This window comes from Bifidobacterium miconis (assembly GCF_019331735.1).
GTDB lineage: Bacteria > Actinomycetota > Actinomycetes > Actinomycetales > Bifidobacteriaceae > Bifidobacterium > Bifidobacterium miconis.
Genome location: NZ_JAHBBH010000001.1, coordinates 1 through 22,548, shown reverse-complemented (window position 1 = coordinate 22,548; position 22,548 = coordinate 1). Strand labels below are relative to the sequence as shown.

Below are 22,548 nucleotides of genomic sequence, written 5' to 3'. Positions count from 1 at the left end.
GGCAGACTCGCCGTATGGGCAACAACAGGGACGCACGACGGCATCAGGACGACAGCGGGCGCAGGACGCGCGCGCTGTCCGTTGCGGCTGCGGTCGCGCCGATCGGCGCGCAGCTGGTCATGCTCGTCGTCATGGTGGCCGAACGCCGCTGGATGTTCGCGATGATGGTCGTGCCCGGACTGATCGGATGCTCCGCGTCCGCGCTGCTTGCCCTGTCGCGCATGTCCGGCGGGAAGCGCGGCGCCGCGTCCGGGCCGGACGGGGCCGGCGGCGTCTCCGGCAATAGGCCCTCCGCCGGCGTCGGCGCCGAAAACGGCGATTCGCGCCAGGCGTTCGGCGCCATCGCATCACGGTCCTGGGAATCCCTTGCATGGCCGGATCCGCGCGACGAACCACTGGTCTGGCGCCATATCGTGCGCCGCTGGCTGGAACCGCCGAGCATGGAAGCGCTCCTCGGCATGCGGGAGGGCGGGCCGTTCCTGCTGGACCTGTCCCGGCGCGGTCCCCACGCGCTGGTCGCCGGAACGACCGGCTCGGGCAAGTCGGTGCTGCTGCAGACGTGGTGCCTGTCGCTGGCCTGCCGCAATCCGCCTGATCGCCTGCATTTCGTCTTCCTTGACTTCAAGGGCGGTTCGGCGTTCAGCGCGCTGGCGCGCATGCCCCATGTGGCCGGCAACGTGTGCGATCTCGACCTGGCGCACGCCACGCGCGCGCTGGAGGCATTGGAAAGCGAACTGCGCCGGCGCGAACGGCTGGTCGCCGAGCACCGCGTGGCGGACGTGCAGCGCATGGCCGCCCCTCCCCCACGGCTGATGATCGTAGTCGACGAATTTCACGCGCTGCGCAGCCAGCTGCCGGACTATGTCGGGCGTCTGGTGCGCATCGCCGCGCTCGGCCGGTCGCTGGGCATGCACCTGGTGGCGTGCACGCAGAACCCGCAGGGACAGGTCAGCGCGGACATGAAGGCGAACATCGCGGTCAACATCTGCCTGCGCGTGCGCGATCCGATGCAGTCGAAGGAGCTGCTCGGCGTGTCGGACGCGGCGTCCATCAGCCCGTCGCTGCCCGGCGCGGCCTACTGTTCGGACGGCGAGACGATCGAGGCGATGCGCTGCTGCGAGGTGCGCGACATCGACGCGGCGGTCGACGCGATGCTGTCGGCGCAGCGTTTCTGCGGGCTCAGGGCGGCGGATCCGCTGTTCAGCGCGCCGCTGCCGCGTCTGGCCGATGCGGCGTGCCTGCCCCCGTCCGACGCGGCGGCCGGTCCGGACACCGTGCCGTTCGCGCTGTCCGACGACGGCGTGACGCTGGGCACCGCGACGCTTCCGGTCACGCTCGGCAACGTCGCGATCGTGGGAGCCCACCGTCGCGGCAAATCGACGGTGCTGTCCGTCATCGGCTCGATGCTGCGCGGTGTGCCGTCCGTCCAGCTGCGGGTCAGCCGACGCACCGCGCACGGCATGGAGTCCTCCATCGTACGAGGCCCGGCGCGCGCCGTGCCGGATGCCGGCGCGACCGGCACGGCGTCGCGTGGCGCGCAGCCGCCCGCGCATCCGCGCATGGTCTGGCTCGCCGACGACGCCGATCCGTTGCTCGACCCGCTCGGCGAGGATCCGCTGTGCGCCGAATTTCGCGCGGCGCTGCGCGATCCCGCGGTCACCGTGATCTTCGCGGCGCTCACCATGCGCCACGTGCGCGTGCCGGAACACTGCACGACGCGCGTCGTCTTCCCCACCGGCGACCGGCCGACGGATCTGTCGAGCGGCATTCCGTCCGATCTGCTGGCCCGTTTCACCCACGAAGATCTGAACACGCCGGGGCGCGCGGTGCTGATCGACAGGGGGCGCGCGACGCCGGTCCAATGCCTCCGCGCGGACTCCCCGGGCAATTCCGTAAGCGTAACCTCTTGAAAAGTCGGTGGTTTCGTGGTTATCTGTGTAGTGGTTACAAGACATGAGTCCTGTGGAATGAGGAAGGCGATACGATGAGCAGTGCTTTTGACTGGCGAGCCAAGGCCGCGTGCCGAGACAAGGATCCGGAACTGTTCTTCCCGGTCGGCAACACCGGCGCGGCATATCAGCAGATCGAGGAGGCCAAGGCCGTCTGCCGTACCTGCAAGGTCATCGACGCGTGCTTGAAGTGCGCGCTGGACACCAATCAGGATTATGGCGTGTGGGGCGGTCTGAGCGAGGACGAGCGCCGCGCGCTCAAGCGCCGCGCGATGCGTGCCCGCCGCTCCCAGGCGTTGCAGCAGATCTGATTCAGCCGGAGTGGAGCCTGCGCGATCGGGCGTGTCCGGATATCCGAACCAATGCGGCGGCTCATACGCGAAGCGGCCCACGGGATCTTTTCCCGTGGGCCGCTTCGCGTATGCGCCTCGCAGCGTGCGAGGTCACTCGTCCTGCGCGGCGCGCAGCTTCATGTCGAGCACCACGCGCGTGCCTCCCTCGCGGCGCGGCTCCCAGTGCACGCTGCCGCCGAAGTCGTTGGTCACGAACGTGTTGATGATCTGCGTGCCGAGGCCGGAACCGCTCGAACGGGCCATGCCGTTCTTTTCCTCGTGGTCGAGGCCGGAGCCGTCGTCCTCGACGACCACGTTGAGGTTCGCGCCCGAACGGCCCACGGAGATGACGATGTGGCCCTCCTTGCGCCCTTCGAAGCCATGCTCGACCGCGTTGGTGATCAGCTCGGTGAGCACGAGCGACAGCGGCGTGGCGTCCTGCGCGGGCATCATGCCGAACTGGCCGACGTATTCGATGCTGATGTGCTGGTCGCGCATGGTGGCCAGGTCCACGCTCATCTTGAGCAGGTTGGAGATCACCTTGTCGAAGTCGACGATCTCGTCGGCGGTCTGGCTCAGGCCCTCGTGCACCATCGCGATGGTCTGCACGCGGCGCTGCGCCTCCTCGAGTTCCTTCTTGACCTCTTCGGACTTGGTCTTGCGCGCCTGCAGGCGCAGCAGCGCGGAGACGGCCTGCAGGTTGTTCTTGACGCGGTGGTGGATTTCGGAGATCGTCGCGTCCTTGGTCTGCAGTTCCTCCTCGCGGCGGCGCAGCTCGGTCACGTCGCGGCACAGGATGATCGCGCCCGTGCGCCCGTTCGTGCCGTACAGCGGCATGGAGCGCATGGACACCGCGGAACGGTTCGCGTTGAGCTCGGAGTCGATGGCCGCCTTGCCGCTCAAAACCAGCGGCAGCGATTCGGGCAGCGGATCGTTTTCGTGCAGGAGCTGCGTGCCGACTTCGCTCAGGAGCTTGCCCTGCATGGTCACCAGCGAGCCGAGACGGCGGAAGCAGCTGATCGCGTTCGGGGAGGCGTAGCGGACCACGCCGTCCTCGGCGAGCACGATGAAGCCGTCGGAGACGCGCGCGATGTGCCGCTGGCTCATCACCGAATCGGTGTAGGGGAACTGGCCGCGCGGAATCATCTCGTAGAGCTGCTTGCCCGCGTTGATGCTTTCGGACTCGTTGCGGCCGTTGGATTCGCGCGTGGCCATGTTGGTCTCGCGCACCACGAGTCCGAGCGTCTTGCCGTTGTGGCGCACCGGCGCGTACACGTTGCATACGGTGGACTTGCCGACGTTGCGCAGCACGGTGGAGCGGAACACCACTTCGGAGCTCATGGCCGCGTCGAGCTCGCCGATCATGTCTTCGGGGGCGAGGTCGCCGACCACGTCCTCGGTGCGCAGCGTGGAGACGGTGGACGGGCGGCACTGTTCGGCCACCACGTAATGGCCGTCGCCGTCCTGCACGATGAGCAGCAGGTCGGCGAAGCTCAGGTCCGCGATGACCTGCCAGTCGCCCACCAGATGGTGCAGCCATTCGCGGTCCTCCGCGTCGAAGTCGGGTCGTGTAGCGAGTACTTGTGTGAAATCAGCCATGCCCACCATCATACGCAACCGTGTGCGTCACGCGAACATGCCCATGCCGAACACGGTCTTGACAAACACATTGGTTACGTTATCGTAGGTTACGGTAGCGTAGGTTATTGTCTATGCCGACGCCGATATCGACAGCAATCGTCGATGGGAGGAACGATGGCAGTCTCCGAAGAAGAGGTCGCGCGCAAACGCGCGGCCATACAGGCGGCCCGCGACGCCGCGACCAAGGCGCGCGAGGCGGCGCTGCAGGCCAAGGCGGACGCCGTACGCGTCAAAGCGCAGGCCAAGGCCGAACGCATCCGCCGGCACGGCGAGGAAAAGGCGCTTGCCGTCATCGCCAAGGCGGAGACGCGCGCGGCCCGCCTCGAAGGCATCTCCCCCGCCGAGGTCGAGCGCAAGATCCGACTCGACGTGCACGGCCGGCCCAAGCCGCTCCTGCGCGGCTGGATCCACGCCGTCGCCACGCCCCTCGCACTCGCCGCCGGCATCGTGCTCATCTGCCTCGCGCAGGGAGCCGGACTCAAATGGGCGTGCGCCGTGTTCATGACCTGCTCGCTGGTCCTGTTCGGCAACTCGGCCGCCTACCATCTGGGCGACTGGTCGCCGCGCGTCACCGACGTGCTGCGCCGCATCGACCACATGAACATCTTCCTGCTCATCGCCGGCACGTACACGCCCGTCTCGTTCGCGCTCGCGCCGCACTGGCGCGACGCGATCATCGCCGGCATGTGGGCGTGCACGCTGGTCGCGCTCGTCATCCACGTGATCTGGATCGGCGCGCCCCGCTGGCTGTACGTGATCGTCTACATCATCTTCGGCGTGTCGGGCGTCGCGTTCATGAGCCTGTTCTGGACGTCCCCGTACGCGGGGCCCACCGTCGTGATCCTATTGGGCGCGGGCGGCGCGTGCTACATCGCCGGCGCGATCGTCTACGGGCTGCGCAGGCCCGACCCGTGGCCGCGCGTGTTCGGCTTCCACGAGATCTTCCACACCGGCACCGTTGCCGGATACGCATGCCATATGGTCGCGATCTACATGGTGATCGTCTCGCTCTGGCACTAGCGGACGCGCCGACGCGACGGCCGGACAACGGATCACGGATGCACCCGATGCCGCCGACCGCGCGCCCCCGCGGTTCCGCCCGCCAAATGCGCGAGGGGGCTTCCCACACCGAAACCCGGGCAGGAAGCCCCCTCGTCAACGGAATGCCGCGCAGTCGGAACCGGCCGCGGGAGCCGCGTCACTCGACCGGCTTGGCCTCCTTGATGGTCACGCTGATCGTGCGGCCGTTCGGGGCCTGATAGCTCACCGTGTCGCCCTGCTTGGCGCCCATGATGGCCTTGCCGATCGGCGAATCCTCGCTCAGCACGTCGTACTTGGTGACGGACGCCATGTCGCGCGCGCCGAGCACGTAGGTCATCTCGTTGCCGGCCAGTTCGATGGTCACCAGCGAGCCGTTGCCGACGGTGCCGGCCTTCGGGGCCTCGACGATGACCGCGTTGCGCAGCTTGACGATGAGTTCGTTGATGCGACCCTCGTTCTTGCTCTGCTCCTCGCGGGCGGCCTGATAGCCGCCGTTCTCGGACAGATCGCCCTCGGCGCGGGCCGCGGCGATGCGCTTGGTGATCTCGTCACGGTACTGGCCTTCGCGGTAGGCGAGTTCGTCCTTCAGCTTGTCGTACGCATCCTGCGTCAGCGGGACGGCCTTTTCTTCACCCATGATGGTCCTTCCTTGGTTAGGTCTGTTGAGTCAGTGTACGAAAAAAGCGCCGACTTGCGCCGGCGCGTCCGCTTGCTGGACGGGTGTCCCGTCGCTCAGCGGGTGGAGATGATGTCGATGACGAACACGAGCGTGTCGCCGCCGCCGATGCCGGCCTGCGGGACGCCGCGCGAGCCGTAGCCGTACTCCGGCGGGATGGAGACGACCAGACGGGAGCCGACGTTGTGGCCCGGCACGGTCTGGTCCCAGCCCTTGATGACCTGGCCGACGCCAATGCCGAAGCTGGCCGGCTGGTGGCGGGCGAAGCTCGAGTCGAACGGCTCGCTCTTGCCCCACACGACGCCGTGATAGTTGACGGTCACCGTGTCGCCGCGGCGCACGATCGGGCCGTCGCCCTCGACGAGCTCGACGGCCTTGAGTCCGGCCGGAGCCTCGCCCTCGAATTCGATGGTCGGCGTGGCGCCGAATTCGGCGTTGACCTTGGGCATGTTCGCTGCCATGTGTTCCTCCTTGTCGATACACGCGGCATCGCCGCGCACAATGTGCCTTAGGATACCCGTCCTCGCCGCACCGCGCAAGCGTTGCGACGGGCGGCGCCATCCGGCGTCGCGGGCTGGGGCGACCGGTCAGGACAGCGTCGACATGGTCATGGCGAACACGACGCCGCCCAGCGCGGCGATCGCGAGCGCGGCGACGCCGGCCGCGATCACCGCGGCGCGACGGCCCGCGATGCGCGGCGTGAGGATGGCGCCGAAGAAGAACGAGACGAATCCGGCGGCCGCGCAGTTGACGCCGATGCCGAGCTTCGCGCCCGCGGCGAGCGCCGTGCCGCCGACCGGCACGACGATCGAGTCGATGACGGCGGGATAGACGGCGTAGCCCCATGCGGCGAAGCCGATGAGTCCGGCGAGCGCGTAGACGAACGGCAGCAGCTTGGGCAGGCTGTGGCGCGCGGTGAGCGATTCGACGACCCACAGCAGAATGAAACCGACCGTGCAGGTGAAGGCGACGGCGAACAGCGAGGCGACGAGGAACCACGGCAGGATGTTGAACGCGTCGCCGGACATCGTCACGTAGATGGGTGCGCTGACCAGTTCGCATACGCACATCGCGGCGGCGATCACGACCGCCTGCACGAGCATCGTGGGCAGCCCGTCCTCAGTTTCGCGGCTCACGTCCAGCCAACCGGCCATGGTCATCCCTCCCCCGGCCTTGTTCGGCCGTTCGCGTATCAATTCGCGGGTCAGTCTATAAGCACGAGAAAAACCGAATGTTTCCGAATCGTCTCGGATCGGCTGTCCGCCGGATAACGCTTATGCGGCGCAGCGTAAGAAAGGTGCCCCCGGCGGGACTCGAACCCGCAAGCCGAAGCGATCGATTTTAAGTCGACTGCGTATACCATTTCGCCACGAGGGCGTCGGCCGGAGCATGTCGCAACGGCCAACCGTTATATTGTACGCCATGCGCGCGGGAGGGAGCGCACGGCATTGCGCAATGTCAGACCAGTGCGCCCGATCCGTCCGGCGCGGCCCCGGCGTCGCCGCCGGACGATTGCAGCGAGCTCGTCTCGCCGCGGATGAACGCGAGCACGGCGGGCAGGTCCTGCGGCTGGACGAGCACCTGACGCGCCTTGGAGCCTTCGGACGGGCCGACCACGCCGCGCGATTCGAGCAGGTCCATGAGTCGGCCGGCCTTGGCGAAGCCGACGCGCAGCTTGCGCTGGAGCATGGACGTGGAGCCGAACTGCGTGGTGACGACGAGTTCGGCGGCCTGCAGCAGCACGTCCATGTCGTCGCCGATCTCCTCGTCCGGTTCGGCGGCGGACTTCTCCGCCTCCTTGGCCATCTGTTCGATGTCCTCGCGGTAGCTGGGCTTGCGCTGGGTGCGCACGAATTCGACGGCCTTGCGGATTTCGGATTCGCTCACCCACGAGCCCTGCACGCGCAACGGCTTGGCGAGTCCCATCGGCAGGAACAGCGCGTCGCCCTGGCCGATGAGCGCCTCGGCGCCGGTGGTGTCGAGGATGACGCGCGAATCGGTGGCCGACGAGGTCGCGAAGGCAAGACGCGACGGGATGTTGGCCTTGATGAGGCCGGTGACCACGTCGACGGACGGACGCTGCGTGGCGAGCACGAGGTGCACGCCGGCGGCTCGTGCAAGCTGCGTGATGCGCTGGATGGAGCTTTCCACGTCGTTTTTGGCGACCATCATGAGGTCGGCCATCTCGTCGACGACCACGAGAATGTACGGGTAGGGGGCCACCTTGCGCTGCGAGCCTGCGGGCGCGTGCACCTTGCCCTCGCGCACGGCCTTGTTGAAGTCCTTGATGTGGCGGAATCCGAAGAACTCGAGGTCGGAGTAGCGCGCGTCCATCTCCTTGACGACCCATTCGAGCGCCTGCGCGGCCTTTTTCGGGTCGGTGATGATCGGCGTGAGCAGGTGCGGGATGCCCGCGTACGCGGACAGCTCCACGCGCTTGGGGTCGACCATGATCATGCGCACCTGTTCCGGCGTCGCGCGCATGATGATCGACGTGAGCATCGAGTTGATAAAGCTCGACTTGCCGGAGCCGGTCGCGCCGGCGACGAGCAGGTGCGGCATTTTGGTCAGGTCGGCGGTCACGAAGTGGCCTTCGACGTCCTTGCCGACGCCGGTGAGCATCGGGGCCGGGTCGTTGACGGCCTTGTCGCTTCGCAGCACGTCGCCCAAGTGCACGATTTCGCGGTCGACGTTCGGGATTTCGATGCCGATGGCGGATTTGCCCGGGATCGGCGAGAGGATGCGCACGTCGGAGCTGGCCACCGCGTACGCGATGTTCTTCTGCAGGTTGGTGACCTTTTCGACCTTGACGCCGGGGCCGAGCTCGACCTCGTACTGGGTGACGGAGGGTCCGCGCAGGAAGCCGACGACCTTCGCGTCGACGTTGAACTGCTGGAACGTGTTCGTCAGCGCGGCGATGACGTGGTCGTTGGCCGGGGTGCGCGCGGCGTGCGGCTGGCCCTTGGTCAGGATCGCGAGGCTGGGCAGCTGGTACGGCAGGTTCTGATCGGCCTGGGCGGGCGTCCCCGCCGCGTCGGCCGCCCAGGCCGCGGGAACGCCGGATCCGTCCGGCGTCGCGGCCGTTGCGGACGGCGTCGCGACCATCGGAGTGACGGACGAGGAGGACGATGACGGCACGGCTCCGCCGACATATCCTGATGCGCCGCCGGACGGCACGTCGTCCAGCAGCTCGCCGGTGTGCGGGTCAACCCGTTCCCCGCCGGTCTCGGCGACTGTTGGGGTCGTGCCGGACGGCATGACGGTCGTGCCGTCCACGCCGATGCCGGCCCACGGGTCCGCGCCGGGCATGCCCGCCGAACCGGCCGACGCCGTGCCCGTGACGGACCGGGGAACGGGAGCCCCCGACGGCACGGCATGCGGCAGTCCGCCGGAAATCGGCATGGACGAACCCATGGCGCCGTATCCACCGCTCGACGACACCGTGCGCGGATGCGCGGAGCCCGCGCCTCCGTCCAGATGCGTTTCCGCGGCCTGACCGTGGCGTTCGGCGGCATGGTCGAACGCCTCGTCGCCGGCGTAACGGTCGAGTGAACGGTTTTCGTCGCCTTTGCGGCGGAATGAGGAGAACAGGCGGGAAAGGAATCCCCCGCGCGCCGACGCGCCGCGCCCGTCATCGGCGTCGTCGTCGGTCCCATCGTGCGCGGGCACGCCGTCGGCGAACGCAAGCGTGCCGTCGCCGACGCGCACTTCGTTCGGGAACTGGGACTGCTCGTCGTCGGACGCGCCGCGTTTTCTGGACGAACCGTTATGCGCGCCGTCGAACAGGTGCAGCCGGTCGGCGAGCGCACGGGCGTTGCCGGGCAGGTCGGTCACATGCGTGCGCGTGATGAGCAGCAGCGAGAACAGCGCGACGACGACGAACACGACGATCGCGAACGCATTCGACAGGCCCCATGCCAGCGGCGATCCGAGCGCGAAGCCGAGCAGGCCGCCGGCCCGCTGCAGGACGGCGATGTCGAAGCCGGGCGTGTCCGCGGCGACGGCCACGTCGATGATCGAGCACACCGCCCACAGGAGCAGCACCCAGCCGGTCACCACGCGCGGATTGTCCGATCCCTTGCCGGAATTGCGCATGAGCCGCACGGCGACGATCGCGAGCAGCACCGGCACGATCACGCTCATCACGCCGAACAGGCCGGCCGCGATCGCGTGCAGGAACCGGCCGAGCACGCCGTTGACGCGGAACCATTCGGACGCGCAGAAGCAGATGGCGAGCACGAGCATCAGGAAGCACAGGCCGTCGCGACGGTAGGCGGGATCGAATTCGCCGACTCCGGACACCGATCGGACCGCCGCGCCGAGCGCCCGGGGAACGGCCAGCAGGATCGTCTTCCAGACCGGCTCGTCGGCCTCGGACGGTCCGGCGGGTTGCGGTTTCTTCTTCTCAGATGATGATGTTCGTGCCATAGCGGTTCACGATTCTACCCAAACCACGTCATTTCGCGCCGTTGCTGCCGGCATCCTCACGGTTTATCCGCTAGGATGGCCCTATGACTCCAGCTGAACGTGCGAGCGCAGTCGCATTTGCACTGAAGAACTGCGCGTTGGAAGCGATGAGGCCGGGCGACGCGACGATGCGGGCCCTGACCGGATACGAGCGCGGCGACATCGACGTGTCCGCGCTGATCGACGCGGCGGACGCCGAAACGTCGGGGCTTGCGGCGGCGCGTCTGGCGGACGGGAGCCTTGACGACCATGCGGCCGATCATGCCAGCGGCATCGTGGCGCGCACCGTGCTGCTGGTGGAGCGCGGCTGGCCGGCGGAAGGCGACCTGAACGAGCTTGAGGCGATTCACCGCGGCCTGTTCGAGGGGGTGTTCTCCGATGCGGGCCGTCTACGCACGTCGAACACGACGCGCGAGGTCACGTCCGACCGCGCGATCGCGAGCAATCCGGACACGTTCTTCCCCGCCGCGCTGATCGAGACGGGCGCGCTCAACATCGCGACCGAGCTGGCCGACAAGCGCAATCTGGTCGCGTTGGACCGCGACGTGTTCGTGCGCGAGCTGGCCCACGTCTACGACGAGCTCGGCTATCTACACCCGTTCAAGGGCGGCAACGCGATGACCTTGCGCATCTTCGCCTCGCGCCTTGCCCATGATGCGGGCTGGGACCTAGACTGGGGCCCGGTGACGCGCGACGGGTACAAGACAGCCAAGCATGCGGCGTACCGCGGCGACACCACGGGGTTCGAGCGGCTGTTCGGCGCGATCGTGCGTCCGGCGAATCCGACGCGCACGTTCCTGATCGCTGGCTGGGAGCAGGGCCCGGCGCACTGACCGCACCCGCTCCCCCGCCGACGACGCCCGCCACTGCGTCCGAACGCTCAGACCTGGCCGATGTCGCCCAGATGATGCTGCGTGTATTCGTCGGCGCGCGCGTCGATCGCGTCATAGTCGCCGGCGTCCGCGTGTTCGATGATCGCGAGCGCGTTGTCGAGCAGCTTCGGATTGAGCGCCTGCAGCCAGTGGATGCGCGGGTCGCGGCCGAACCAGCCCATCTGCTTGCGGGCGAGCCTCTTGGTTTTCTGCGCGATGTCCATGAACGTGTCGTCGAGGTCGGCGAGGCCGTCGAGATAGTCGACGACCTGCTGGTAGCCAAGCGCGCGGCTGGCGGTGACGCCGAGCCGCGGGCGCAGCCGTTCGACTTCCTCGATGAATCCGCCGTCGAGCATCCGCTTGGTGCGGATGTCGATGCGCCGGTCGAGTTCCTCGCGCGGCAGGTCGAGGCCGATCTGCACGGTGGGGATCACGTACCGGTAGTGCGGCAGGCTCGCCGAATACGGTTTGCCGGTCACTTCGATGACTTCGAGCGCGCGGATGGTGCGCCGAGGGTTGTGCGGGTCCATGCGCGCGGCCGCGACCGGATCCTTGGCCTTGAGTTCGGCGAACAGCGCGCCCGCACCCTCGGTTTTTTCCCGCTCCTCGAGCCGCTTGCGCACGTCCGGGTCGGTGCCGGGGAAGGAGATGTCGTCGATGGCGGCGCGCGCGTACAGGCCGGAGCCGCCGACCATGATCGGGCGGATGCCGCGCGCCTGCAGATCACGGATGCACTCGCGAGCCAGCTGTTGGAACCGCGCGACGGACATCGCGTCGTCGGGTTCGATGACGTCGACGAGATGGTGCGGAACCGCCGCCTGCTCCTCGGCCGTGGCCTTGGCCGTGCCGATGTCCATGCCGCGGTACATCTGGTAGGCGTCCGCGTTCACGATTTCGGCGCGCTGGCCGCGCGCCTGCAACGCTTTGGCGATGGCGATGCCGAGGCCCGTCTTGCCGGATGCGGTCGGTCCGACGATCGACACGACGCGCGGCGCGACGGTCGGCCGTTCCGCATGCCCGGACTGCTCAGTGACGCACATGATACGTCTGCCCCTTGGCCGGATCCGGATCGGCGATGAGATTGTGCTTGGCCGCGTGCGTGACGGTCGCGGTGACGAAGTCGCCGACCTCGGGCATCGGCTCGCCCTCGGGCACGCCGATGTGCGTGAGCACGCCGGTGCGCTCGCGTCCGGTCACACGGTGCGTGGCCGCGTCCTTCTTGCCCGCCACTCCGGTGATCATCACCTCGACGTCGCGCCCTTCGAACGAAGCGAGGTTTTCGGCCGTGATCTGCTCCTGCAGGGCGACGAGACGCTCGAAACGCTCCTGAACGACCTCGTGCGGAACCTGTTCCATCGCGGCGGCCGGCGTGCCGGGGCGCGGCGAATACTCGAACGTGAACGCGGAGGAGAAGCGGGCCTCACGCACCACGCGCATCGTCTCCTCGAAATCCTCGTCGGTTTCGCCCGGGAAGCCGACGATGATGTCGGTGGAGATCTGCGCGTCCGGCATGGCCTCGCGGATGCGGCCCAAGATGTCGAGGAACTTCGCGGAGCGGTAGGAGCGGCGCATCGCGCGCAGGATGCGGTCGGAGCCGGACTGCAACGGGAAGTGCAGCTGGTGCATGACGTTCGGCGTTTCGGCCATCGCGGCGATCACGTCGTCGGTGAACGCGGCCGGATGCGGCGACGTGAAGCGCACGCGCTCCAGCCCGTCGATCTCGCCGCACGCGCGCAGCAGCTTGCTGAACGCGTACCGGTCGCCGATGCCGTAGCCGAACGAATTCACGTTCTGGCCGAGCAGCGTGACCTCCTTGGCCCCATTGTCGACGCACTGGCGAATCTCCGCAAGAATGTCGCCGGGGCGGCGGTCATGCTCCTTGCCGCGCGTGGTCGGCACGATGCAGAACGTGCACGTGTTGTTGCAGCCGATCGAAATCGACACCCAGCTCGAGACGCGCGAGGCGCGCGCGGTCGGCAGCTGGCTCGGGAAATAGTCGAGCTTGTCGACCACGTCGACCTGCGCTTCGCCGGCGACGCGCGCCTGATCGAGCAGACGCGGCAGCGAGCCGATGTTCTTCGTGCCGAACACGGCGTCCACCCACGGGGCCTTCTTCGCGATCTTCTGCCGGTCAAGCTGCGCCATGCAGCCGCCGACCGCGATCTGCAGGTTCGGGCGTGCGCGCTTCATCCGCGCCCACAGGCCGATCGTGCCGTACATGCGTTCGGCCGCGTTCTCGCGCACCGCGCACGTGTTCATGACGATCAGGTCGATGTCCTTGTCGATCACCTGATCCTCGCTGGCCGGCACGTAGCCGTCGGCCTCGAGCACGCCGGCGATGCGTTCGGAATCGTGCACGTTCATCTGGCAGCCGAGCGTGTGCACGTAGTACACGCCCTTGCCGCGGGACACCGCGTCGCCGACGCCGGCGGCCGTCTCGGACCGTTTCGAGGCGCGCTCCGCCTCAGTCATCATGTCTTCGTTCATAGCATTCCATCGTAACGATTGGGCCGCCCAGCGGCTCCGCCGGCGCGTGCGGGCCTCCGGCGGAGCCGTGTCCGGCGTCCTTGCGCACCCGTACCCAGCGAATTTTCAGGTCCTCCGCATTCGCGCGATTACAATGGACAACCGTGATACTTGACCGACAGAGCCGCATCAACACGGGCGAGCTGAAGGCTCGTCTCAAAGCCGTCAATTTCGACGACGGCCGCTTCCCCGCCGAGGAGATCACCGAATTCGTCGATCTCATGCAGGTGTACGAGGGCGCGATGTACGAGATCAGCACCAAGCTGGAGATTCTCGACTCCGAGTTCCAGGTGCGGTTCGCGCACGATCCGATCCATCACATGGAACGCCGCCTCAAGTCGGTCAATTCGATCCTCGGCAAGCTGGAGCGCAAGGGTCTGCCGCTCAAGGTGAACTCGATCCGGGACAACCTGTTCGACGTGGCCGGCGTGCGCGTGATCTGCAACTACCGCGACGACGTGTATTCGGTGTCGAACTACCTGTCGGCGCAAAGCGACATTTCCGTGCTGCGCGTCAAGGACTACATCAAGAATCCGAAGCAGAACGGCTACCGTTCGCTGCACGTGATCTACGCGGTGCCGGTGTTCCTGTCGTCGGGCGCCCATTACACGCCGGTCGAAGTGCAGTTCCGCACGATCGCCATGGACTACTGGGCGAGCCTCGAGCATGCGCTGCGCTACAAGACCGATCTGCCGGATTCGCGGCTCAGCGAGCATTCCCAGACGCTGCTCGACTGCGCGCGATCGTTGCAGAACATCGAAACGCAGATGCAAAACATCCACCGCGACATCAACGGAGCCCCGCAGGTCGGCGAGGCCCCGAAGGCGGACTAGTCAGCTTTCTTCTTGAACGGGTTGGCGGGCAGCTGGGCAAGCATGGTGCCGGCGAAGATGAGCGCGCAGCCGAGGTAGCCGCGCGGGGTCATGACCTCGCCGAGCAGCAGCGCGCCGCCGACGACGGAGAAGAACGATTCGAGCGACATGATGAGGCTGGCGCGGGTCGGCGGCACCCACTGCTGGCCCACTACCTGCAGCGTGTACGCGATGCCCACGGAGCCGATGCCGGCGTAGAGCACGGCTTCCCAGCCCTGCAGGGCGCCCGCCCAGTTCACCGAGCCTTCGATGAGCGAGCCAATCCAGCTGAGCGCGGCCGTGGTGACGAACTGGCCGAACGAGAGCACGAGCGGATCCACGCGCGCGCCGAGCGTGTCAATCACGAGAATGTGCGCGGCGAACAGCACGGCCGTGAACAGCAGGAGCAGGTCGGCCAGCGTGAGCGAACCGAACCCGTCGGTGACGCACAGGAAATAGAATCCGATCACAGCGACCACGACGGCGGCCATGGTCACCAAGTGCACGCGGCGGTGCAGGAATACGAACGCGAGCAACGGCACCATCACGATGTACAGCGCGGTGATGAACCCGGCGCGTCCCGCCGACCTGCCGTACAGGATGCCGTATTGCTGCAGCGTGCTCGCGGTGAACAGGAACACGCCGCACACCGCGCCGACGATCGCCGGATTGGCGAGCAGCCGCGCGACTGCGGAAGCCGCGCCGGCGTTGCCGGCGGCCCCCTCTCCCACCGCGGCCGCATGGACGTCGTCGCCGCCGTCATCGACGCCGCCGGCAGCGCGCCGCTTCGCGCGCCTCCACAGCAGCAACGGCATGAGCGACAGCGCGCCGAGCGTGAATCTGGTCGCGTTGAAAAACAGCGGGGTCATGGAATCCATGCCCTGCACCTGCGAAACGAACGCGAATCCCCAAATCAGTGCGGTCAGCACGAGGCATGCCATGCCGACGAGTTCCTGCTTCTTCATGGGGCACCACGCTACCGTCGCGCGCCGACGGCATGCAACGGAAAAGCCCCGCCATGAACGAATCATGGACGGGGCTTTCGCGAGAGACGCATGCACGCGTGCGCCGCAGCCGGCGCGACGGCTGCGTGTGCTAGTCGCGGCTGCCGAGCAGCTGCAGCACGTACAGGAACATGTTCACGAAGTCGAGGTACAGGTTGAGCGCGCAGACGATCGACACCTTCCTGATCATCTCCGGGCCCTGCGCCTCGTAGGCGGACAGCAGGGCGCGCGTCTGCTGCGCGTCGTACATGGTCATGCCGGCGAAGATGATCAGGCCGATCGCGCACACGAGCTGCGTCATGCCGCTCACCGGCAGGAACGAGAGGATGAGCTGCGAGACGATGAGCACGATGAGCGCGACCATGAGAATCGGGCCGGCCTTGAGCATGTTCATCTTCGTGGTGAGCGAGAACATGGTGAGCACGAGGAAGAACAGGGCCGTCATGCCGAGCGCGACGCCGATCGAACCGAGGTCGTAGACCATGAAGATCGAGCTCAGGGTGAAGCCCATGAGCGCCGCGTACACGTAGAACATGACGCGCGCGGTGGACGCCTTGATACTCATGATGCGGGCGCCGAGATACACCGCCATGCCGACCTGGATGACGGCGAACAGGATGATGCCGATCAGGCCGGTGGCCTGCAGGAACGCGATGTACGCGCCGCTGACCTGCGCGAAGACGGCGACGGCCGCGGTGATGAGCAGGCCGATCGTCATCTCGGCGTACGCCTTGGTGACGGACGCGCGCTTGGCCGACTGCACCTCCTCGTAGGAATATGCGGTCTGCGCGTTCATCGCGGCCGTGCCATTGGGCGCGTACGCGTACTGCTGGTACTGCTGTCCGTACTGGGGCTGGCCGTATTGCGGCTGGCCGTACGGGTACTGGTTGTTGCCGTCTTGCGGCTGCTGGCCGAATGCCATGATTGCTCCTTAGCTGGTGACTTGCACCCATCCTACGGGGCCCCACCTTGGAATCACCTGAATTTCAGCCGCAAGCAAGGCGAAGGCCGACAACAGTCACACTATCCGCACAAACTCGTCAGTCATTGAGATGCTGGATGGCGTAGTCGGCTTCCTCTGCGGTGAATTTCTCGCCGTATTCGCTGGTGAGCTGATCGCGGATCGCCTCCGGGGACATGGACATCTCGCTCTGATAGGTCTTCGCCTTTGCCAAGGCGTTCGCGTTCCAGTCGGCTTTGACGTTGTCGATGGCGTACTGCGCGGCTTCGGCGGAGAACTTGCCGCCGTATTCGCTGACCAGTTGGTCGTAGATGCCCTGTTTGGACATGTGCATCGTGTTGGAATACGATTCGGCCTGCTTCAGCGCGGACCGATAGTCGGCGGGAACGTCGGACGACTCCGACTTCTGCTCCGTCTGCGATTCGGTCGATGACTGTGCCTGCTGCTGGGGTTGCGTTTCCTGATCCGTGCCGTCTGTCCGTTCGCTGTCTTTCGTCTGGGACTGCGTCTGCGATGCCGGTACGTCGGCCGTTTTCGATCCGCCCGCCTGGCTGCCGCCGATGGCGATCACGGCGACTATGACGATCAGCCAAAACCACCAGCGTTTCCAGAACGGTTTTTTCGTCTCGGCGACGTTCTGCCGGTTCGACGTGGATTTTGCCATGGTTCCTTCTTTCTCTTGCGTGGAATCGCGTGATTATGACGCTACCGGCGAGGCGCATGCGACGTAAGTGGACGAATGGGCGGAGTTCGGCGCCCGTTCGGGCAATCGGAGCAACGCAACGCCGCCCGCATGTCCAATGGCGGCGGAGCGGACGTGCCAATACAGTGGGAAGGCATGAGAGTACGGAGAGATGCGTCCGGCCGTATGCCCGGACAGGCAGCCACGCGGATGGCGGACGACGAAGTGCCGGTGCGCACTCGGTTCTGGTGCGTGTGCCTGATGATTCCGTGCGCGATATCCATGTGCGTGGTGCAGTCATCGATGGCGGCCCAGATCTATTCGCACGGAGTGTATGACGGACGCTACCTGTGGATCGTTCTGGGTCTGCTGTTGTCGGGCGTCTGGCCGTTTGCGCTGGTGGCCCGCTCGAAGTATCCCGAGCCGGTGTTCTGGATCTGTCTGGCGGTCACCGTGCTGTTCCCGTACGATCCGCTGCTGATGCTCATGGCGTTGTGCTCGCTGATCGCGCGTCGGTCCGGCATCGTGCGCACCGTGCGCGCGGTGGCCGCGGCGACGCCGGTCGCCGTGTGGGCGCAGCTGCGCGACGCGCTGCAGCCGGCCGAGGCGTCGCTGTGGCATCTGGTTTTCGCCAAACCGTACACGGGCGGCGCGTACGGCGGCGACCTGGTCATGCTGGTCGGCGAGCCGACGATCATCGCCACGGCCATAGTCGTCGCATTGACCGGCGTGACCGTCTCCGTACTGTCGGGACTGCACATTCGATCGCGTGCGCGACTGCACGAGGCGGACGCGAAAACGCGCGCCGCGCAACATCATGCGGCTCATCTGCAAAACGATCTGGACAACCAGCAGCTGGCGGACGCGATCGCCGCCGAAGCGCACGATACGCTCGCCCATTCGCTCTCGCTCATCGCATTGAACGCCAGCGCGCTGCAGGCCGAGGCGAACCGGCTGGCGCACGTCGTCTCCCCCGACGGCCGACACGAACCGGCCGATCCGCAGGAGACGCGGCGGGCCGCCGAAACGGTTGCGGCCAAGGCCGACGAAATCCGCCGTCAGGCGGCGGGTGCGCTGGACGAGGCGCATTCGGTCATCGACATGCTGCGCCATCCGCAGCAGGCGTGGGAGCGTCTTGCGCCCACCGACGACACGGCGCTGACGCGCGAGTCGCTGACCGCGCTGCTCGACGACGCACGGCAGGCCGGCGAGCGCATAGACACGTGGATCGACATCCGTCAGCTGGGCGATTTGGATGACAGCATCGGCAAAGTCGCGTATCGGGCCGTGCAGGAGAGTCTGACGAACGCGCGTCGGCATGCGCCGGACGCGCCGGTGTCGTTGGAGGTCACGGCCGGGCCGGACGCCGGCGTGCACGTGCATGCGAGCAATCCGACGGGCCATGCGGGCGACGTTGCCGTCACGACCGACGACGCGGGCACGCCGGAGCGCGGGCGCGGGGGCGCCGGATTGCCGGGACTGGCCGCGCGCGTGCAGGAGGCGGGAGGAACGTGCCGCTACGGGTTCGACGACCGTCGCGTGTTCCATGTGGATGTGACGCTGCCGTGGACGATGGCCGATGCGGCAGGGCCGGCGGCCGGGACCGCACGCGCGGCCGGACTCGCCGACGGCGGCGGGACCGACCGACCTCGTCGCGTCGGTACAATGAAGCCGTGAACAGCACAGTACAGCCGATTCCACCTGCCGATGGCCCATCGATCGGCGGCATGCCCTCCGGTGCCGGAACGACGGGCGGCGACGCGGCGGAGACGTCGCGCACGGTCACGGTCAGCGTGATCGACGACGATCCGATGGTCTGCCAGGCGATGGGTCTGATCCTCACCGACTATTCGAACGGGCGCATCCGCGTCGTCTCCACGTCGACCGACGGGACCGGCGCGGTGGAGCGCGCCGCCGCCGAACGCCCGGACGTGGTGCTCATGGACATCGCCATGCCCGGCATGGACGGCATCGAGGCGGCCCGTCGGCTGCGCGCGCTTCCCCATGCGCCGCACGTGCTCATGCTCACGTCGCTCAACCCGTCGAACACGGTGGAGCGTTCCGTGGAGGCGGGCGCGGAGGGGTTCGTGTCGAAGACGGACGCGCCGGGCGACATCATCCGCCGCGTGCTTGACGTGTGCGAGGGCGCGCCGCAGTTCAACACGGCCAGTCAACGCCAGCTGATCGGCGACCTGCGCGTCCAGCGGCCGGTCGGCCGGCGCGACGAGGCGCGCCGCCTGCTCGACGCGTTGCCGGCCCGCGAGCGCGAGACGGTGCTGCTGGCGGCGGAAGGCTTGTCGAACGCGGAGATCGCGGCCCGCATGTTCATTTCGGAGCGCACGGCGAAGGCGCATCTGTCAAGCGCGGCCGACAAGCTGAGCATGAACCGCGTGCAGCTGGCCCGGCTGGTCGAGCGCGCGGATCTGCCGCCCGTCGGCTGACCGCGGATGCCAGACGCGGCCCGCCGTACTCCATGGCACGCCGTCTTCACGGCATGCCGTTCTTCATGGCACGTCGTGCCAACGTGTGCAGACAGCCCGTCGACACGCCCGCCGTCGCGCGGACGGCACATAGGCGGCCGCTGGTAGGCTGGGCCGTGCAGATCATCGACGCACGAGGGGGCAAATCATGGCGATCAACGCGAAGGAACTGCCGCTGGGCAAGGTGTTCACCCCGGACTTCAGATTCGAAATCCCCTCGTTCCAACGCGCCTACATCTGGAAGGCGTCCAATGTCCTGCAGCTCATCTCCGACCTTCAGGAGGCGTGCAAGACCCCGGGCACCCCGTATTTCCTCGGCTCGCTGATCCTCGTGCGCGCCGGCGGCACCAAGTTCGAGGTGATCGACGGCCAGCAGCGGCTGGTGTCCCTGTCGATCATCATCGCCGCGCTGCGCGATCTGGAGAAGGACCAAGAGTGGATGCGGCTGCTGGACGCGCTCATCGTCGAGCCCGGCGACAAGCTGCGCGGCATCCGCAACGAGCCGCGGCTCACCTTGCGCGAACGGGACGCCGCGTTCTTCCGCGAATACGTGCAGGAAGGCAATCTCGAGGCGCTGTTCGACCTGACCGACGAGGATCTGTCGAGCACCGCGCAACGCAACATCATGGTGAACACGAAGACCGCGTACGATGCGCTGGAACGCTTCAGCGACGACGAACGGCACACGTTCGCATCCTATCTGGTCAACGGGGTGACGCTGGTGATCGTCACCACCGACGATCTGGACGGCGCGCACCGCATCTTCGACGTGATGAACATGCGCGGCCTGCCACTCACCCCATCCGACGTGTTCAAGGCGCGCGCCACGTCCGGGCTCAGGCCCGCCGAGCTCGACGCCTACGCGACGCGCTGGGACGACGTCATGGATCCGCTCGGCGACGATCCGCGCGACACGGAAGAATTCTTCTCCTTCCTGCACATGGCGCTCACGCACAAGCCGGCCACGGGCAAGCTCATCGAGGATTTTCTCACGGACGTGATCCAGCCGCATGTGGCGAACGGCACAGTTCCCGCGTTCGTGGACCGCGTGCTCGCCCCGTACGCGATGGCATGGCGCATCATCGGGCACCCGAACGACACGGTGCTGTCGGCCGCGGTGCGCGACCGGCTGGAGGCGCTCGGCGACTATCCCGGCCATGAGTGGAAGCCCGTGGCCATGTGGGCGCTGGTCAACTCGTTCCGCAAACTCGGCGAGCAGGGGCTGTCGCCGTTCGCGCAGCGCGGTTCGCATTCGCGCCGCGAAACGGTCACCGAGGCGTCGCTCGGACTGCACGACCGGCAACGGCTCGAGGAGCTGCTCGCCGCGCTTGAACGCGTGACCGGCGTGGATACGCTGAACCGCACGCCGTCCATCGATCGTCGCGGGCATGCCGCGGCGGCGATGCGTGATCTCGACAAGGGCTATCCGGTGCGGCTTGTGCGTGGGCTGGCCGTGACTCCCGACGATCGCGCCGGCGCGCTGGTGCGATTGCACGGCGAAATGCAGGGCGATGAGGAACTGGTCCGGCTGCTGCTGATCCGCGCGAACGAACAGCGTGCCGAGAGCAGGATCGCCCGTCCGCGCAGGCTGAGCGCGCTGCCGATCATGCCGCTGGATACGGGCGACGACGCCTCGTGGTCGTCGTGGTCGCAGGACGACCACGATTACTGGATGTACCGGCTGGGCAACATGGCGCTCGTGCAGGGCAGCGCCGATCAGCTGGACCACATCGCGGCGTACGGCCGCCGACGCGACCGCATGCTGCTGCGCGCCGATTCGCGACGGTATCCGCTGACGCGACAGTTGACGGACTTCGCTGAATGCACGCCGGCGATGATTCGGCACCGGCAGGAGGAGACGATCCGGCTGATCGCCGACTACTGGGAGATTCGGTACGACGAAAGCCATGCCGACCTGACCCGTCAGGACGTCGAACAGCTGGCCAAGGACGCCGGCGCGACCGTGGGCAAGACCGGGCGCGGCTCCCAGCGCGTCACCATCGCGCAGGTGGTGAAGGCCGGGCTGCTCATTCCCGGCGAGACGCTGGTGTGGGAGCGTCCGCGCAAGGGCGAACGGTGGACGGTGACCGTGACCGACCACGGCAAGTTCCGCCTGGAGGACGGTTCCGAATACTCATCCCCCACCGCGGCGGCCCGGGCTGCGGCCGGCGGACGCGCGTCGGGCGGCCTGGACGTGTGGAAGCGCACCGCCGACGGCCGCAAGCTCAGCGACATCTGGAAGGAATACCGTCAGAACCACTGACCCGTTAGACGTACACGGCCGTTCTCCTCTTGGCTCCCCTTGTCATCCCCTTGTCAGGGGGAGCCGTCACGAGGTGACTGAGGGGCGGTCAGAGCCCATCACATGACGATTAAGGCCGGCAACGTATCAGCACGTCAACCGGCTCTTCGCATTGTGGTGTGTATGAGGTGTTGGCTTGCTTGCTGCATTGCTATCGTGTTATCTCACGATGCTGCGCGGTCAGCGGCAGCGGTGGCTGCCGCGTCCGGCATGGTTTCACCGTCCTGTGATGTTGGCGGCATCTCTCGGCGTCTTCTCGGTTTCCTCGGCTGAATGTGGGCATGAACCGTCCACTTGTCCGCCCGCCTACAGGATCGTGGGCATACACCGACCACGTACGGGCTCAGAGCCGGTTCTTCGTGGCCGGTCCATGCCCACGATCGTCTGCGTGTACCGTCCGTGCCCACGAATCGGGATGCGCCATGTACCGGTTATGCCCACGACCGTTTCCCGACGGGATCAGCGGCGGTCATTCCCCGGTCAATCACCGTCGCAGACATCCCGCCCATACCCACAATCATTCCAGCCAAGCAACGGCAAGGAAGGACTACCTCGCAAGAAGCCGCCGCGACACCCCGAATCAGACCGCACAACCCATACACACCAAAACACGAAGAGCCACCAAAATACGAAGAGCGGGACTGTCTCGGAATGTGTGTAACTGGCTTTGATCGCCGGTCGTGAGGCCGGCGGGAAAGGGGCCTGTGATGAGCATGCCGACTGAGACAATGGAAACCATGACAGCGAAGACTGCCGCCGGCAAG

General features: G+C 67.0%; 19 protein-coding genes and 1 tRNA gene. 8 read left to right on the top strand and 12 right to left on the bottom strand.

The features are described 5' to 3' along the window. Window positions 1-14 precede the first annotated feature (14 nt). Together KIH79_RS00100 and KIH79_RS00095 are read left to right on the top strand one after the other, a co-directional pair. Window positions 15-1,910, top strand: coding sequence for an FtsK/SpoIIIE domain-containing protein (locus KIH79_RS00100; RefSeq protein WP_236023478.1), 1,896 nt, complete (start codon window positions 15-17; stop codon window positions 1,908-1,910). 74 nt (window positions 1,911-1,984) lie between these two features. Continuing rightward, window positions 1,985-2,260, top strand: coding sequence for a WhiB family transcriptional regulator (locus tag KIH79_RS00095; protein ID WP_033494792.1), 276 nt, complete (start codon window positions 1,985-1,987; stop codon window positions 2,258-2,260). Between the two features lie 132 nt (window positions 2,261-2,392). On the opposite strand, the gene KIH79_RS00090 is transcribed toward KIH79_RS00095, so the two are convergent. After that, window positions 2,393-3,880 (bottom strand): sensor histidine kinase, encoded by a 1,488-nt coding sequence (locus KIH79_RS00090; protein WP_219057516.1) that lies wholly within the window; start codon window positions 3,878-3,880, stop codon window positions 2,393-2,395. A 156-nt stretch (window positions 3,881-4,036) separates the two neighbouring features. Here KIH79_RS00090 and trhA point away from each other — a divergent pair, with 156 nt between their 5' ends. After that, window positions 4,037-4,942 (top strand): PAQR family membrane homeostasis protein TrhA, encoded by a 906-nt coding sequence (gene trhA / locus KIH79_RS00085; RefSeq protein ID WP_219057515.1) that lies wholly within the window; start codon window positions 4,037-4,039, stop codon window positions 4,940-4,942. 178 nt (window positions 4,943-5,120) lie between these two features. Here the strand turns inward: trhA and KIH79_RS00080 are convergent, their stop codons facing one another. The 5 genes from KIH79_RS00080 to KIH79_RS00060 all read right to left on the bottom strand — a co-directional run bounded on the left by KIH79_RS00080 (window position 5,121) and on the right by KIH79_RS00060 (window position 10,067). Further along, window positions 5,121-5,600: a GreA/GreB family elongation factor gene (locus tag KIH79_RS00080; RefSeq protein WP_033494795.1), complete on the bottom strand. Its 480-nt coding sequence runs from the start codon at window positions 5,598-5,600 to the stop codon at window positions 5,121-5,123. 95 nt (window positions 5,601-5,695) lie between these two features. Further along, window positions 5,696-6,100, bottom strand: coding sequence for an FKBP-type peptidyl-prolyl cis-trans isomerase (locus tag KIH79_RS00075; protein ID WP_033494901.1), 405 nt, complete (start codon window positions 6,098-6,100; stop codon window positions 5,696-5,698). A gap of 126 nt (window positions 6,101-6,226) precedes the next feature. Continuing rightward, window positions 6,227-6,793 carry a 4-hydroxybenzoate polyprenyltransferase gene (locus KIH79_RS00070; RefSeq protein ID WP_219057514.1) on the bottom strand — a complete coding sequence of 189 codons (567 nt, stop codon included), beginning with the start codon at window positions 6,791-6,793 and terminating at the stop codon, window positions 6,227-6,229. Between the two features lie 144 nt (window positions 6,794-6,937). Continuing rightward, window positions 6,938-7,016, bottom strand: a tRNA-Leu gene (locus tag KIH79_RS00065). An 81-nt stretch (window positions 7,017-7,097) separates the two neighbouring features. Next, on the bottom strand, window positions 7,098-10,067 hold the full coding sequence (locus KIH79_RS00060; RefSeq protein ID WP_219057513.1) for a DNA translocase FtsK: 2,970 nt from the start codon (window positions 10,065-10,067) through the stop codon (window positions 7,098-7,100). 83 nt (window positions 10,068-10,150) lie between these two features. Between KIH79_RS00060 and KIH79_RS00055 the strand changes: the two genes are divergently transcribed. Beyond that, on the top strand, window positions 10,151-10,939 hold the full coding sequence (locus KIH79_RS00055) for a Fic/DOC family protein (RefSeq protein ID WP_219057512.1): 789 nt from the start codon (window positions 10,151-10,153) through the stop codon (window positions 10,937-10,939). A gap of 47 nt (window positions 10,940-10,986) precedes the next feature. On the opposite strand, the gene miaA is transcribed toward KIH79_RS00055, so the two are convergent. Both miaA and miaB read right to left on the bottom strand, forming a co-directional pair. Further along, window positions 10,987-12,018: a tRNA (adenosine(37)-N6)-dimethylallyltransferase MiaA gene (miaA, locus tag KIH79_RS00050; RefSeq protein WP_219057511.1), complete on the bottom strand. Its 1,032-nt coding sequence runs from the start codon at window positions 12,016-12,018 to the stop codon at window positions 10,987-10,989. Beyond that, window positions 12,005-13,465, bottom strand: coding sequence for a tRNA (N6-isopentenyl adenosine(37)-C2)-methylthiotransferase MiaB (gene miaB / locus KIH79_RS00045; protein WP_219057510.1), 1,461 nt, complete (start codon window positions 13,463-13,465; stop codon window positions 12,005-12,007). The genes miaA and miaB overlap by 14 nt, the downstream gene beginning before the upstream one ends. Window positions 13,466-13,608: 143 nt before the next feature. Between miaB and KIH79_RS00040 the strand changes: the two genes are divergently transcribed. Next, window positions 13,609-14,337: a GTP pyrophosphokinase gene (locus KIH79_RS00040; RefSeq protein ID WP_219057509.1), complete on the top strand. Its 729-nt coding sequence runs from the start codon at window positions 13,609-13,611 to the stop codon at window positions 14,335-14,337. On the opposite strand, the gene KIH79_RS00035 is transcribed toward KIH79_RS00040, so the two are convergent. The 3 genes from KIH79_RS00035 to KIH79_RS00025 form a co-directional block, all read right to left on the bottom strand. After that, window positions 14,334-15,296: a DMT family transporter gene (locus tag KIH79_RS00035; protein WP_219057640.1), complete on the bottom strand. Its 963-nt coding sequence runs from the start codon at window positions 15,294-15,296 to the stop codon at window positions 14,334-14,336. The genes KIH79_RS00040 and KIH79_RS00035 overlap by 4 nt on opposite strands. A 154-nt stretch (window positions 15,297-15,450) precedes the next feature. Next, complete coding sequence (locus tag KIH79_RS00030; protein WP_219057508.1) at window positions 15,451-16,281, bottom strand: Bax inhibitor-1/YccA family protein; 831 nt, start codon at window positions 16,279-16,281, stop codon at window positions 15,451-15,453. A 118-nt stretch (window positions 16,282-16,399) separates the two neighbouring features. After that, on the bottom strand, window positions 16,400-16,984 hold the full coding sequence (locus KIH79_RS00025) for an Ltp family lipoprotein (RefSeq protein WP_219057507.1): 585 nt from the start codon (window positions 16,982-16,984) through the stop codon (window positions 16,400-16,402). A 279-nt stretch (window positions 16,985-17,263) separates the two neighbouring features. On the opposite strand from KIH79_RS00025, the gene KIH79_RS00020 reads away from it, so the two are divergent. The 3 genes from KIH79_RS00020 (at window position 17,264) to KIH79_RS00010 (ending at window position 21,745) form a co-directional block, all read left to right on the top strand. Further along, a complete protein-coding gene (locus KIH79_RS00020; RefSeq protein ID WP_219057639.1) occupies window positions 17,264-18,679 on the top strand; it encodes a sensor histidine kinase in 1,416 nt (471 codons plus the stop codon). 50 nt (window positions 18,680-18,729) lie between these two features. Then, complete coding sequence (locus tag KIH79_RS00015) at window positions 18,730-19,443, top strand: response regulator transcription factor (RefSeq protein WP_219057638.1); 714 nt, start codon at window positions 18,730-18,732, stop codon at window positions 19,441-19,443. A 187-nt stretch (window positions 19,444-19,630) separates the two neighbouring features. After that, window positions 19,631-21,745 carry a GmrSD restriction endonuclease domain-containing protein gene (locus tag KIH79_RS00010; RefSeq protein WP_219057506.1) on the top strand — a complete coding sequence of 705 codons (2,115 nt, stop codon included), beginning with the start codon at window positions 19,631-19,633 and terminating at the stop codon, window positions 21,743-21,745. Between the two features lie 619 nt (window positions 21,746-22,364). Here the strand turns inward: KIH79_RS00010 and KIH79_RS00005 are convergent. Continuing rightward, window positions 22,365-22,548 (bottom strand): hypothetical protein (locus KIH79_RS00005; RefSeq protein WP_219057505.1); only part of this gene is annotated, 184 nt, incomplete at its 5' end.

What these genes read in the sequence shown, in the direction of transcription:
- KIH79_RS00070 (WP_219057514.1), bottom strand. Translation starts at nt 6,793, where the DNA reads ATGGCCGGTTGGCTGGACGTGAGCCGCGAAACTGAGGACGGGCTGCCC.
- trhA (WP_219057515.1), top strand. Translation starts at nt 4,037, where the DNA reads ATGGCAGTCTCCGAAGAAGAGGTCGCGCGCAAACGCGCGGCCATACAG.
- KIH79_RS00095 (WP_033494792.1), top strand. Translation starts at nt 1,985, where the DNA reads ATGAGCAGTGCTTTTGACTGGCGAGCCAAGGCCGCGTGCCGAGACAAG.
- KIH79_RS00010 (WP_219057506.1), top strand. Translation starts at nt 19,631, where the DNA reads ATGGCGATCAACGCGAAGGAACTGCCGCTGGGCAAGGTGTTCACCCCG.
- KIH79_RS00025 (WP_219057507.1), bottom strand. Translation starts at nt 16,984, where the DNA reads ATGGCAAAATCCACGTCGAACCGGCAGAACGTCGCCGAGACGAAAAAA.
- KIH79_RS00015 (WP_219057638.1), top strand. Translation starts at nt 18,730, where the DNA reads ATGCCCTCCGGTGCCGGAACGACGGGCGGCGACGCGGCGGAGACGTCG.
- KIH79_RS00035 (WP_219057640.1), bottom strand. Translation starts at nt 15,296, where the DNA reads ATGGCATGCCTCGTGCTGACCGCACTGATTTGGGGATTCGCGTTCGTT.
- KIH79_RS00080 (WP_033494795.1), bottom strand. Translation starts at nt 5,600, where the DNA reads ATGGGTGAAGAAAAGGCCGTCCCGCTGACGCAGGATGCGTACGACAAG.
- KIH79_RS00030 (WP_219057508.1), bottom strand. Translation starts at nt 16,281, where the DNA reads ATGGCATTCGGCCAGCAGCCGCAAGACGGCAACAACCAGTACCCGTAC.
- miaB (WP_219057510.1), bottom strand. Translation starts at nt 13,465, where the DNA reads ATGAACGAAGACATGATGACTGAGGCGGAGCGCGCCTCGAAACGGTCC.
- KIH79_RS00020 (WP_219057639.1), top strand. Translation starts at nt 17,264, where the DNA reads ATGATTCCGTGCGCGATATCCATGTGCGTGGTGCAGTCATCGATGGCG.
- KIH79_RS00055 (WP_219057512.1), top strand. Translation starts at nt 10,151, where the DNA reads ATGACTCCAGCTGAACGTGCGAGCGCAGTCGCATTTGCACTGAAGAAC.
- miaA (WP_219057511.1), bottom strand. Translation starts at nt 12,018, where the DNA reads ATGTGCGTCACTGAGCAGTCCGGGCATGCGGAACGGCCGACCGTCGCG.
- KIH79_RS00090 (WP_219057516.1), bottom strand. Translation starts at nt 3,880, where the DNA reads ATGGCTGATTTCACACAAGTACTCGCTACACGACCCGACTTCGACGCG.
- KIH79_RS00075 (WP_033494901.1), bottom strand. Translation starts at nt 6,100, where the DNA reads ATGGCAGCGAACATGCCCAAGGTCAACGCCGAATTCGGCGCCACGCCG.
- KIH79_RS00100 (WP_236023478.1), top strand. Translation starts at nt 15, where the DNA reads ATGGGCAACAACAGGGACGCACGACGGCATCAGGACGACAGCGGGCGC.
- KIH79_RS00060 (WP_219057513.1), bottom strand. Translation starts at nt 10,067, where the DNA reads ATGGCACGAACATCATCATCTGAGAAGAAGAAACCGCAACCCGCCGGA.